The organism is Nitrospirae bacterium YQR-1, from assembly GCA_039908095.1.
Lineage (GTDB): Bacteria > Nitrospirota > Thermodesulfovibrionia > Thermodesulfovibrionales > Magnetobacteriaceae > Magnetomonas.
Window position 1 is genome coordinate 1 of the sequence record JAMOBJ010000050.1, and the last position, 13,086, is coordinate 13,086.

Sequence of the window (13,086 nt, forward strand, 5' to 3'; positions counted from 1 at the left end):
GGAGAGAAAAACGAGTAAAGGCATAGATTACCTATTATAAACCTTTTACTCTTCTATAGTTCTTTTGATTGGCACACTGTTTATATATAATAATACCAAGTAGCAGTCAAAAGAGTAATGAGGCGGCTGGGAAAAGCGACCTCCCCTTACAGGGGATTCCCCTTTTAGAGGAGCGTACAGCAAGGAGCTTTAGACGAAGCCAACAAAATTAATCGAATGAATGCAACTTGGTATTAACAGCGCTCCAAAGTGCGGACACTGTGTCCGCATGTTTACCACGCACGTAAAAACTCCTGCCTCCGTCGGCAACCGTGCGCACAAGCATGGTCTTCCACGGTCTGAAGTAGTATGCGGGGGAATCCTTGGGCGGCTCCTTGCTAAAGTCCTCCGGCAGCTCATGAAGGTCGCAAACAAGGGTTGTAAAGTCAGTGATTTTCCCACCCCTCTGATGTGCTGCGTTTCTTGCCATACTGAGTGCTTTCAAAAACACCTCGGGGGCCATTACGGCACTGCCGAAATTCATAACCACACCACCCTCAAGGTTTGTAACCACCTGCGTAAATCTCAGAAAATCTTTATACGACAACGCCCCTGCCGCCGCCCCGTCATAGTTGGGAAACTCATTTATTATGTCATACCCTATGCCGGCGTGGACGGTAACCGGTATCTTCAGCCGATACGCCGCCGCAAATATACTTATATCCTTATACGGAAAAAAGTAGTCCCCCTCGTATATGGCCTTTCCCACCGCCTCGCCATAGCCCATATCGCCGCCCTGATACGCAGCGTTTACTATATCGTTGATGTATCCGGTCTCTCTCCAGAGACCGAACTCCCCGTATTGAATGTACCGTGCAACACTTTCCGTGGTTGCCCCGATTAAGGCAAACTCATAATCATGAATCACACATGCCCCATTTACGGAAATACAGGTTATATAACCCCGCTCCATCAGATCAATTATGCAGCGCTGCACACCGGAGCGTATCACATGTCCGCCTATCATCAAAATAACCGCCGCCCCTTGCTCTTTTGCCTTCACTATATACCTTGCCACCTCATTCATTGCCGGATACCGTTTAGCCGTATCCACAAGAGGTGCTATCACTCCGATGTCTAAATCATGCACCCTCCCGGAAAGCGCTTTTATTTTCAGCATGTCTCTGTTGAAATACATTACTTAAACCACCTGTTCATGGGTTTCCGTTGTTTCCTCTATAACTCAATGATGATATTAGCATGCTTTTTCATGGAGGCTCTGTGTGAGACGGCAAGGGTGAGCAATTGAGGGAATTTTGTTTTTATGGCGGTGATAATTTTCCCCTCTGTTTCTTCGTCGATGTTAGCCGTGCCCTCATCGAGGATGAGAATATCGGGTTTTCTGAGGATAGCCCTGCATATGGAGAGTCGTTGTTTTTGGCCTGCGGAGATACCCTCGCCGCTTTCGTAGAGTATGGAGTCGAGGCCCTGAGGCATTTCATGGACGAAACCGGCGGCGGCTATTTTAAGAGCCTCATGGAGCTGCTCACCGGTGGGGGTGGATTTAGCACCGAAGAGGAGGTTTGCCCGTATGCTGTCGTCAAGGAGGAAGGGGTCGGGGCCTGAAAATGATATTTTCTCTCTGAATTTCAGAAAGTTTATTTTGCTTATTTCATAGCCGTTAAATAAAACCTCACCTTTCTTGTGCGGAATTAAACCTATCAGAGTCATAAGTAGAGTGGTTTTTCCAACACCTGACTTACCGGTTATACAGAGAAAATCACCAGGTTTTGCCTTAAAGGATATTTCATCAAGAATAATATCGTCTCTGCCTATGGCAAGCCCTTTTACTTCCAGAGATTCTATTGTCTCCACATCAATCATTGTTCCGACATGGCTGAAATCAAGCCTGTTGACCTTTGCGTTTTTCATAACACTTATAAGTTGCGTAAAGTACTGCTTACTGAATTCAATACTGCCATATGCCGCCAGCAGTTTTCCCACATTGGTGTTAAGCTGCATTAAGAGATAGACAAAGGGCAGAAGAACCGAATTATGAACAAAGCCGTATTTTTGATTTGCCATAATTATAGCAAGCGCAACAAAGATGGCAAAAAAAGACGGCAGTGATGCGTTTGACATATTATACAGGTCAAACTTAACAGAGCCTGTCATGATTCTGTAGTTTAATGAAATCAGGGTTTTAAATTCGTCAAACTGTTTTCCTGTAATCTGTAAGAAATAAATATTTTTTACATCTCTGGTAATTTTCTTAAAAAAACCGCTACTCATTGAATTTATTACCTCTGCGTATTTGTAACGAATGTTTTTAGTCAGCACAACCGGAATGCCGGCAAAGAGCAATGTTATTACCGTTACAGTGGTCAGCTTAACTGAAAGCAAAAAAAGACTTGAAAAGAGAAAAACAATTGTAAACACATACGTGAAAAAATTTAAAAAAGACGTAATAAACAAAGAGGCCCTCGGTAAAAGGTTGGAAAAGAAATTGTTCAAATCCGACAGGGAAAACGTCTGAGCCGGATTTTTGCTCAACAGTATGGATTCAATAATATTATTCTTAACTTTTAACAAAAACACCGCGCCGCTTACGTTATTTACAAAAGAGGAAAAGAAATTCATAAATATCCTGATTACCCCCATTGAAACAAAAGCAAGCACCGGAGACATATAGTCTTTTATAATAAACCACTCCGGCAATCCCTTATAGGATATAAGATTGACACTGCTGAAAAAATATACCAGTGTCATCCCAAACATCAGCTCCGCAACTCCAACAACAACCCCAAGGGGCACCGAGGAGAGGGACAGTATCAACACCCTGCCAAAGCCAAGTTCCAGTATAATGCGTATCCACTGCATTGACGGTATTTTATACTAAGTTGCATTCAGAAGTATAACGAGGCGGCAAGGAGAAAGCGACGCCTCCCCTTAACAGGGGAATCCCCTTTTTAGGGGAGACGTTGAGGAGCTTTCGACGAAGCCAACAAAGTTAGACGATTGAATGCAACTTAGTAGCTCAGCCTCCGGTCATTTCTTATCTAAAACTCTAAGTACAGCCCTGATCTCTTTCTTTATAGCATTTGTCTCCGTCTCCGAGAGGGTTTCCATGTTGTTCTGAACATCACTGCAAAGATTTCTGAACTTGATGAGAAGCCGGTGTTGCGCGGAGCCGCCTGTGGGAGCATTAAAGAGAGCCGCTACTTCTTGCTTTGTAATTTTTAAGGTTAGCACCTTTTCACAAATTTCGTCAAAGCCGGGATGGTCAGTGTAGCCGGCCAATGTATAACCGATGGATAAACTAATGGTTTTCTCTCTTAAAGCGTCTTTAACCATTTGCGGAAGGCGCAGCAGAGTTAGAAGTCTTTGAAGGGTTCTGGCGGATTTCCCCGATATTTTTAAGATTGCGGACACTGTGTCCGCAACATCGGAAGTGAGTCTCTCAGGAGCTCTTGTATAGGTCATGAGTGCATTAATCATGACTTGACAATCCGCTGCGGCCTCAGAGTCCTCAGGCGGCTTAACTCCGGCAATATAGTACTTAAAATACCCCTCAGCTTCATCCAGGCAATTGAGGTCCTCCCGGATGATATTTTCAACCAGCTGGATTTCAACAATGTCCTTGTCAGTGACATTATGCAGCACCCGAGCCGCAATGGTGTCAAGCCCAAGGGCACAAGCCGCGCGGTATCTTCTTTCACCGGCTATGAGGAGATACTGCTTATTGCCCCCCTCAGTCACAAGTATGGGCTGAAGCACTCCCTTGCTGCGTACCGACTCCAGCAGTTGATTAAAGCGCTTGTCCTCTTTTAATTCCTGCCTTATCTGAGCCCTGAGGATTATGTTTGAGACAGGGATATTCTCATGGCCGGTCTTTGACAGCACAGACATAAAGCGGGAGTTTATGTTTCCCTCCGCACCTTTTCTCAGAGCTTCTCTTGTAATTTTAAGCATTTCTATCTTACCCCTTCAAGGGTTTTTCCGCACCCCCCCACCCTCTCCTGCAAAGGGGGAGGGAACACTTCCCTGCCTTTTATTAAGAGTTTCTTTCTAAAAAAAAACATGTAATCAGTCTGTAGTTGCCCGGGGCCTCCGCCCCCTCATCCTTTCATATATCTCCTCTGCAAGGTTTTTAAAATCCTGCGACAGGGGAAGTTTAGGATATATCTTATCAAGGGTGGAGTTAAGCAGGGGAAGTTCACGGAGTTTTACGGCACTTTTAATGCGCGTTTTAAAGATAAGCTCACCAAAGACCTCCGAAGCCATATCTTCCATCGCCTTAGATATGTTTGATACCTTCTCGTAGTTGTTTATGAGTACTCCCAGCACCGAGACGTGCGGGTTGTTATAGTATTTTATGACGTCTGAGAGTATCAGGGTTATGACATTACCGCCGCCGCCTATGGCGGTTGCATCAAGGGTTATGGGAATCAGGATGTAATCTGAGGCGCTGACAACAATATAGTGAAGATTTGAAATATACGGGGCTGTATCAATCAACACAAGGTCATAGTCCTCAGATATAATCTTTATGGTGTCAACAAGTTTAGCGGTGGCCTTACGCTCGCCGATGCCTGTCATTTCACGGTCAATCTTATCCAGATTTAAGGAGGTGGTAATAACAGCCGGCTCAGTGTTCCCTGAGGCTTCTTTCGAAAATTGTTTCAGTTGCCGCCTAAAAGCCTCATCTTCAAGGTTGCTTTGTTGCAGGCCAAAGCGTAAAATATCCTCGATTCTTGGGGGGGGGGATGTTTTGTACCCTGTATGCTCTCCACCGTAGTGTTTACACATCCAGACGGAGGCATCAGACTGGGGGTCAAAGTCCAGCAGCAGTATTTTCTTGAAATACTCCGACATGAAACTACTGAGATTAACGGCAACCGTGGTTTTTCCCACACCACCCTTTTGGTTAATTACCGTGATTATCTCCGCCATATCAAATGCCTCTATCCATAATGCGGCTTCTTAAAAACTCCTTAATCTTTGACTTTATTTGTCTGAAATAAATAAGTCTCTCTTGTAAACCTACCCGGTTGTTCTTTTTGTAATTGTTGTAAATCCTCATTGCCGTCTTTAAATCTCCACAGAGCAGCAACTCGGTGGAGGCCTCAAAAGCAGCCTTTCTTTTGTTTTTCGACAATAATAAAATGCTGTTGCGCATTTCCTCTCTTAATTGCTCCGTAATGTATTTGCGGTATTTTTTTAGTATAAACGTTAAGTATCTGTACAATATGGGATATCTCTTATCAGCTGTAATATTATAATCTGAAAAAATTGCGGGAATCAAATTATTTAACAACAGGGGGTCGTTAATTATTTGTAAAGCCAGAAATTTATTATATATAAGAGAGTTTTGTATTTCAGGCAAAATAAAGTTAACCTGAGAGTATTTCCATTGTGCGGATTCATTGATGGACTCTATAATTTTGAGTTTCCAGAAAACAGCGACACAGGGGTTTTTAATAATGGTGCCGGCAATGTTTTTATCATTATAGTACTCAGAGGGGTTTTTTTGCATGTTGGATAACAGGTGGAAGACTTCAACCGGGTTATAGCTATCGGTGGCGGTAAGAAAACCTGAGTCGCCGCCGATACATTTTTTACCGGCGCCGCCGTCTTTTATTTTTGATTTTATTGTGACAAAGGAATACAGGTTGGAGACATTGTTTATGTTAGCTTTGATAATTCCGGTTTTCGATAGTCTTTCCGCTGAGTTATCAAGCAGGGTTTCATGTGTAAAAGTCAGAGGAAGCATTTCAAAGAGTGCTTCATACTGTTGCCTTGTAAAAACAGCGGCACCGGATTTTAAATATTCACCCGTGTTTTCCTCCCGGTCTTTCCAGTCCGGGAGCTGTGAGCTTTGTATTTTCCACGCATCATTGCAGGTAGAGAAATACTGCATAATGAGGCCTTTGTCATATTCTGAAAGTGAGAGGTTCAAACAAGAGCAATCCTCAATTAAGAGGGCATTTGAGTAGTACTCTCTGCGTCCGTGCAGGAACATTTTTGCTCTTTCATTTTCAAAGAAATCATCAAAGTCACCGATAAACACATGTGGACATTTCATTTTCAATAACTGCAGCTGTACATAGTAAGATTCGGAGGAAAACTCAGGGGTTCCTTTTGGGTACATTATGTCATGAATGAGAGCCGGGCCTTTGCAAAGAGCAAGGAGGCACTTTATATACCACTCGGCAAAATAATCCTCGTGGCAGCTGTCAATAAAGACAAGGTCCGGGGTGAGGCCGGTTTGAAGAGTTTTTAAGCGGGCATCACCGATGATAACATGTAAACGGTTTAAATCCGAGGAGGGGTGTTGTACAGCGCTTATGACCTCCTCAGTGGGGATTCCCCTGATTGTTTTACTTAATTCAAAACTGTAGAGGTCTCCGTAGTTATTTTTAGTAAGAGCCTGTAGGATATAGTGAGTGGAGTAGCCGCAATCGGGAGAGACTTCAAAAACCACTTTGGGCTTATAGCTACGGACAAGCATATAAAGAATCTCTGATTCCACATCAGCAAATGTGGCGCCATAGCCTTTTGATAAGAAGTTGTTATAAACCCCGTGTGACAGGACACTGAGGGAGACAAGCTCCTCTGCGTATTTCTCATAAAGTCCTCGCAGTGCGTCAAAACCTGATTTCATAAAACATCATTTCCTTTTCCATAGGCGGTCTTCAGTACAATAGCACTTCTTGTGTGTATCTGTCCTGTGAAGGGGGGGTCAAATAATGAGAGAGGCCGTCATAAGTATTTTTCTTCAATATACTCTCTGAGGGGTGTTCTCAGATTGCCTGCTCTTATACGTTGTATGTCCATACCCGGTTTGTAGAAAGTATCATAGAAATACTTACGGTTTTCTTCAAGCCACGCAGGGAATTCAATTTTTATTTCATTATCGGACATAGTGTTTAGAATCTCATCTGTGCGGTCTTTGATTTGTTTAAACTGAAGTCTTTCCTCTTCCATGCGTTTACGCTCTTGTTGCTGCTCTTTTATTTTTTGCAGTTCTTTGGCCTTTATTTCTTTATCAAAGAGAGACGGCTGAGTTTGCCAGCCTTTTTTAAAGGCGGAACTGGTAATAGCGCCTATCCGGCACTTTATACCTTGTTTTATCCTCTGTTGACAGTACTCACGGCAGTAATCCAAAAGGTCGATAACATACTGATGTCCTTTTTCCGGGAGCACCTCCGTCACTACAGCACAAGCCTGTTCACGTGATAGTTGATAATAATTTTGAAGTGTTTCAAACAATTCCCGCTCAGTGTCTTTCATAGAGGCAATTGATCTTTCCATCTCATTACTCTTTACAATGCTCATATCGAGGAGTTTATCCTTAGAAACCTTATTGGTAGTAATAAAAAACTCCAGAGAGGTCACTTTACGGCCTGTCTTCATTTCTTTGAATTCAAAGGCAATATCAGTACCCGCCTTTAACTCTTCTTGAGCTCTTGTTATAATTCTGGTTTTAAAATGTTTATAGAGGACATATTCATCCGGCTTTATTCCTAAAACAGGTTTCAGTTCCTCTATCGAATAACTCTTTCTGCCTAACTTTTCATACTGCTTCAACAGTTCATACATTCGTATAGAGTACGAGCTTTTTAACTTAATTACATTTTTGAGTTGATACTGTACAAAGCACTCCTTCAAACCCAGCAAATATGGTTTAAGTTTTGGGTCAAAGCAAAGTTCCACATAACCCTCTCCGTCAAAATACTCCGCTGAGGAAAACCATGACAATTGCAGCTCAGACCTGGGTCTTTTTATAGTAAGCACTTTTTCGATTAAGCTTTTGGTTATTTTCTTTACCTCTGAGTACATTTGCTGATTCTTAACACCAAGGAGCTTTAAAAAGTCTGAGACTTTGATTCTGTAAATGTGGAAGTCCTCATCACCGGGCTGGATCATCGAAACCATCATTAAAATAACTCTCTGCTCCGAGATGGTAAGCCTGTAATGAGCCTGATTAAGGTCGTTGGATTTAACTACCAACAACTGCTTGCTTTTGCCAATAGTCATAATTTTATAGCGCTTCTTTTTTTTGTATTTTCTCATACGCTACCATAAGGCCACAAGTTTGTCAAGGTGTGACCTTTCACTATGAAAGTGTGACCTTTCGCTATGAAAGTGTGACCTTTCACTATGAAAGTGTGACCTTCTACTATGAATATGTGACCTTTCACTATGAAAGTGTAGCCGATAGGGCATGTAACATGTTGTAAAATCTGATTAAATTGGCGCCGAAAATCTTTTAAATCTTTTAAATCTTTTAAAATAATAACAACAAGGATTTTCACTATGAAAATGTGGCTTTTGAGGCTGACAGGATGTTGTTGTTTTTTTGAAAAGAATAAAGAGCAACTAAGACAACAGATTTTTGAAAAGAAAAAGACAAAGAAAAAAAGAACGGAAAAAAAACAGGGAAAAAAATAAACCGGAACGGGTGGAAACAGGATATACTTTAATTAGGACGTGCCGGGAAAAAGGGAGTTATTAACATAATCAGGCAGTGTTGTCTTTTAAATAGTACATAAGAATCTCTTAAATGGCCACCAGTGCGTTTTCAGGACATTTATACTGTGTTAATATGTAAAACAAGTAAAATGCTGTTACAGGCGATTTAAGAGAGCCTGGTTCTATAGGCGTTCTTATAAAAATAAAAGTGATACCAAGTTGCTTAGTCCGGCTGAAATGAGAACATTACAATCATTGAAAAACTAGTCTAACCAATTTTGAAATTTAAAATTTTTCCAAATTTCTCTACAGCTGTCATAAATTTTATCAGCACTCACTAAAACACAATTTTCCGTTCTGGCTGTGCTGGCTAAAATAATATCAATATTATGCTTTTTAATATTTTCCCTATTTATTTTTTTGTTTTTTCTTAAAAAACTTTTCAATTCTCCGTAAAAATAAGCTCCGTTCTTGTTCACTGGTAAAATTTGAAAGTGTTCTTCAAGAGCTTTTAAGCTTGCTCTAAAAAATTTTTGTAGTGTTGGTTCTCCATTAAGAATACTGTATTGCATTTCATAAATGGTCAAAACGGAAACAAAAAGATTATCTTCGTCTTTTAGTGCTGAAAATTGATTGTAAATTTTCGTATGATTTTTAGAATTTTTATCATACAGAAATGCCACGATATTGGTATCAAATAAAAAATTCATAAAAATTATTTATCATCACTAAAATCATGCTTAAAAGCAAAATCTTCTCTAAATTCTTTAACCAACTTTAATAAATCTTCGCTATGGCCGTTTAATGGACTATCTTGATGTATTTTTTCGGCCAATAATGCCCACTTTGATGATTTTTGTTCATCTGTTTGCACGGTTGTCACTGCAATGTCCACCTGTTTTGGAGGGATAGAGAAACCAAACTTGGGTAATATTTCTTCAAATTCTCGGTGGGTCATACCCGTTATGTCGCACGCCTCTTTTTCTGAAATTTTACCGGTATGGTAAAGAATAGCGGCCAAAGCCTCTTTCAAATAGGTTTGGTCTATTTCAACTAACCTTTCGATGTCGGGTAAAGATATTTGCATGGTTTAAATGTTTACCTCCTACGAATAAAGTAAATTTCTGTACCTATTTTATTATACATCTATAATACATAAGATAAAAACTTTTTATAAATCTTCTACATCATGTTTAAAAGCAAAATATTTTCTAAATTCTTTAACCAACAAGAGTGGATTCCCAAAATGAGACAAGTTGTTAAGAAATCTTTTAAATCAACAACAACGAAATGTTTTTAACTATGAAACTGTGACCTTTCATTAAAAAAACAAAAGGAACGTTATTGTTTTTTAAGAGAATAGAGCAATTAAGAATAAGACGGAGTAATGTAGTAGTGCAAATCTTTAAATACCAAGTTGCATTCAATCGTCTAACTTTGTTGGCTTCGTCGAAAGCTCCGGGGCGTCTCCTTTAAAGGGGAATCCCCTGTTAAGGGGAGGCGTCGCTTTCTCCTTGCCGCCTGTGTTTACTTCTGACTGCAACTTGGTATAAATCAACAACAACGAAATGTTTTTGACTATGAAACTGTGACCTTTCATTAAAAAACAAAAGGAACGTTATTGTTTTTTAAGAGAATAGAGCAATTAATACCAACGTTAGTGCTGAGATTGCCACAGCCCCTGTGGGGGTTCGTAATGACGGCACGGGGTTGTTGCTCCAACGTTTTTTATTCGTCATTACGAGGAGCGTTAGCGACCAGGGGAATCCCCTTCAGGGGAGGGTAATCTCATCTTTTAACACAAGTTCATTTAGACGGTTTAATATTTCTCGTATAAATCTTTTAACACCTTTCTTGATGTTTTTGACTATGAAACTGTGACCTTTCATTAAAAAAAACAAAAGGAACGTTATTGTTTTTTAAGAGAATAGAGCAATTAAGAATAATCCTAAAAAAAGCAGCTGCATAAACAGGGGGTGAGTATAATACTATACAAAACAAGGAGTTATAGTCAAAAATAGCATAAGGAGTACTCACCCAATGGGAGATGAGCAAGTTAACAAAGAATCAAGCCAGTCAAGCCGTGTAAGTATAGACACATATGGAGGTAAGATACATGTCGAATGGGATTTGTTATATTCACGCTGAACCAAGACACCCTCGACACTTACGCACTCTTTTCCAGAAATTCCTTTAATTCATCCATCAAACCGGCTTTTTTTATAAGGTTTTTGAATTCCTCTAATTTGTCTATAGTATTTATAACCTTAACCATATTCATCAACTCAAGTCCGGCATAACCAAATTTGAGTTCAAGTCCTAACTCAATAGCCTCAAGCAATCCATCACGCTTACCCTCAAGTAATCCATCACGTTTACCTTTAAGTTCACCCTCAAGCAAACCTTTCCGTTGTCCCTCAAACAATCCCCGTTGTCGTCCTTGTTTAAATCTCACATCTCTTTCTAAATTATAAACTAATGCCATATCCTCCGCCTCCTTACATACTTCATCTTGCAAATTCCTTAGTTGTGACAGGACTTCCACCTGTCTTATGTACTTTGCACGAAGCGTTTCTTCCTTCACAAGTTCATTGAGCCGGTTTAATATCTCTCGTATAAATATTTTAACACCTTTCTTTTGGTAATTGCACAAGATTGATATAATCACCTCTTGAGGTTTCTCCGAGTACAAGAATTTCTCGCAATCAACATTGCGCATATCAATTAAATTATAACTATAATTCATAGTTTCCGTAGAGATGCTATTTTTCATCGTTAGCGGCTCGTTGCCTATGTAAAACACATATTGCAGTGGATGTATCCCATGAATTACCGCTATATAAGTCCAATATTGCAACTCTCGATATTCCATTTTTGAGTAGTTAGTTGCCTGAAATTCAATATGTAAAATGGACTTAGAACCATCCTCAAATTCCACCAGTAAAATAAAATCAGCCTCACGCTCATTCGTTATCTGAAGTTTAGTTTCTATTGCCGTGGATCTAACTATTTTTACCCCAATTACTTCTGTAATTAGGGTATCTACGACATCCTTCAGAATCTCCTTTATAACCTTGTCATAGCGTTTAGGCATTTTGTGTTATTATAACATTTGGGTAAATTAATGCACTAAAATAAATGTACCAAAACAACGAGATGTTTTTGACTATGAAACTGTGGCCTTTCATTAAAAAACAAAAGGAATGTTATTGTTTTTGCAGAACTTCGTCAAAGTTAATTTACGTATCAACCACCAACACAAAATTTGCGGACACAGTGTCCGCAGATTGGTAAAACAGCTTATATACGGCATTTCGGCTAAAATAAAAAAAAGATTGCTGCTTTAATTCTCTGTAAACCCTCAAGGATTTGACGGCAGTGTTCATACAAGTTATATAATATAGCAGCGATATGATTTTAGAAGGCAAAAGGGTGTTGGTTACCGGAGCGGATGGTTTTATAGGCAGCCATCTTGTTGAGGCCCTCATGGAAAGAGATTGCACCGTGCGGGCGTTTGTTTTTTATAATTCATTTAACTCCTGGGGCTGGCTCGATACTTTTCCTAAAAATATCCTTAAACATATTGAAGTTTTTACCGGTGACATCAGAGACCCAAACGGAGTAAGAAAGGCCCTTGCAGACATAGAGGCCGTATTTCATCTGGCGGCTTTAATCGGAATTCCTTTTTCCTACCACAGCCCTGATTCCTACGTTGATACAAACATAAAGGGTACTCTGAACATCCTGCAAGGTTGCAGGGATAACTCAATCCAGAGGCTGATAGTAACCTCAACATCGGAGGTCTATGGCACTGCGCAGTATGTGCCCATAGATGAAAAACACCCGCTGCATGGGCAATCCCCATACGCCGCCACCAAAATCGGTGCGGATTCCCTTGCGGAGAGCTACTTTCTGTCTTTCGGGCTTCCCGTTGTGACGGCAAGACCCTTTAACACTTACGGGCCACGGCAGTCGGCACGTGCAGTAATTCCAACCGTTATTACTCAGCTGCTGGCCGGGAAAAAGACCATAGCACTGGGCTCAACAGAGCCTACCAGAGATTTCAACTACGTCACAGATACCTGTAATGGGTTTATTGCCCTTGCACAGTGTGATAAGTGTGTGGGACACACTGTCAACATAGGCTCAGGCGCAGAGGTCTCAATCGGGGAGCTTGCCCTTACACTGATTGAACTTATTAATCCTGATGCCTCCCTGATATGCAGCACTGAGAGAACCAGACCGGCTGCCAGTGAGGTGGAAAGGCTGCTTTGTGATAACTCATTAATCAGAAAACTTACCGGCTGGGAGCCCCGGATAACTTTAAAAGACGGTCTTGCACAGACCATTGAATGGTTCAAGAAAAACATGAACAGATATAAGTGGGATATCTATAACGTGTGATTCCAATTCTATTTCATTTGTCTAACTTTGGAGTCCCGGCATATTTCTCAACTCCTCCGGTGAAGATGCTTTTTTTATATTATCTTTAATGTACTCTAACTGCCTTAAATTGTCAATGTGATTTATCATATTTATCAGAGACGCCCCTTCGATGCCGAATTTGAGTTCAATTGCCAACTGAATTCCTTCCTGAAGGCCCCTAATCAGTCCCTCTTCTCTTCCCTTCTC

11 protein-coding genes are annotated in these 13,086 nt (G+C 40.6%); 1 reads left to right on the forward strand and 10 read right to left on the reverse strand.

From position 1 onward, the window contains the following. Positions 1 to 208: 208 nt before the first annotated feature. The 9 genes from H7844_15300 to H7844_15340 form a co-directional block, all read right to left on the reverse strand. Positions 209 to 1,177 (reverse strand): hypothetical protein, encoded by a 969-nt coding sequence (locus H7844_15300; protein ID MEO5358645.1) that lies wholly within the window; start codon positions 1,175 to 1,177, stop codon positions 209 to 211. A gap of 38 nt (positions 1,178 to 1,215) precedes the next feature. Then, complete coding sequence (locus H7844_15305; protein MEO5358646.1) at positions 1,216 to 2,859, reverse strand: ABC transporter ATP-binding protein/permease; 1,644 nt, start codon at positions 2,857 to 2,859, stop codon at positions 1,216 to 1,218. A gap of 168 nt (positions 2,860 to 3,027) precedes the next feature. Continuing rightward, entirely contained in the window at positions 3,028 to 3,951 is a 924-nt protein-coding gene (locus H7844_15310; protein MEO5358647.1) for a ParB/RepB/Spo0J family partition protein, read from the reverse strand. Between the two features lie 114 nt (positions 3,952 to 4,065). Beyond that, the gene (locus tag H7844_15315; GenBank protein MEO5358648.1) at positions 4,066 to 4,932 is read right to left on the reverse strand and encodes a ParA family protein; all 867 of its coding nucleotides are present in this window, start codon (positions 4,930 to 4,932) and stop codon (positions 4,066 to 4,068) included. Between the two features lies 1 nt (position 4,933). Beyond that, positions 4,934 to 6,643, reverse strand: a complete 1,710-nt coding sequence (locus H7844_15320) for a class I SAM-dependent methyltransferase (protein MEO5358649.1) — start codon at positions 6,641 to 6,643, stop codon at positions 4,934 to 4,936. A gap of 98 nt (positions 6,644 to 6,741) precedes the next feature. Continuing rightward, positions 6,742 to 8,055 (reverse strand): replication initiation protein, encoded by a 1,314-nt coding sequence (locus H7844_15325; GenBank protein ID MEO5358650.1) that lies wholly within the window; start codon positions 8,053 to 8,055, stop codon positions 6,742 to 6,744. Between the two features lie 662 nt (positions 8,056 to 8,717). Further along, entirely contained in the window at positions 8,718 to 9,164 is a 447-nt protein-coding gene (locus tag H7844_15330; GenBank protein MEO5358651.1) for a type II toxin-antitoxin system VapC family toxin, read from the reverse strand. Between the two features lie 5 nt (positions 9,165 to 9,169). After that, entirely contained in the window at positions 9,170 to 9,541 is a 372-nt protein-coding gene (locus H7844_15335) for a UPF0175 family protein (GenBank protein ID MEO5358652.1), read from the reverse strand. Between the two features lie 1,080 nt (positions 9,542 to 10,621). After that, positions 10,622 to 11,548, reverse strand: a complete 927-nt coding sequence (locus H7844_15340) for a hypothetical protein (protein ID MEO5358653.1) — start codon at positions 11,546 to 11,548, stop codon at positions 10,622 to 10,624. A gap of 317 nt (positions 11,549 to 11,865) precedes the next feature. On the opposite strand from H7844_15340, the gene H7844_15345 reads away from it, so the two are divergent. Beyond that, positions 11,866 to 12,858: an NAD-dependent 4,6-dehydratase LegB gene (locus H7844_15345; GenBank protein ID MEO5358654.1), complete on the forward strand. Its 993-nt coding sequence runs from the start codon at positions 11,866 to 11,868 to the stop codon at positions 12,856 to 12,858. 21 nt (positions 12,859 to 12,879) lie between these two features. On the opposite strand, the gene H7844_15350 is transcribed toward H7844_15345, so the two are convergent. Further along, positions 12,880 to 13,086 (reverse strand): hypothetical protein (locus tag H7844_15350; GenBank protein MEO5358655.1); only part of this gene is annotated, 207 nt, incomplete at its 5' end.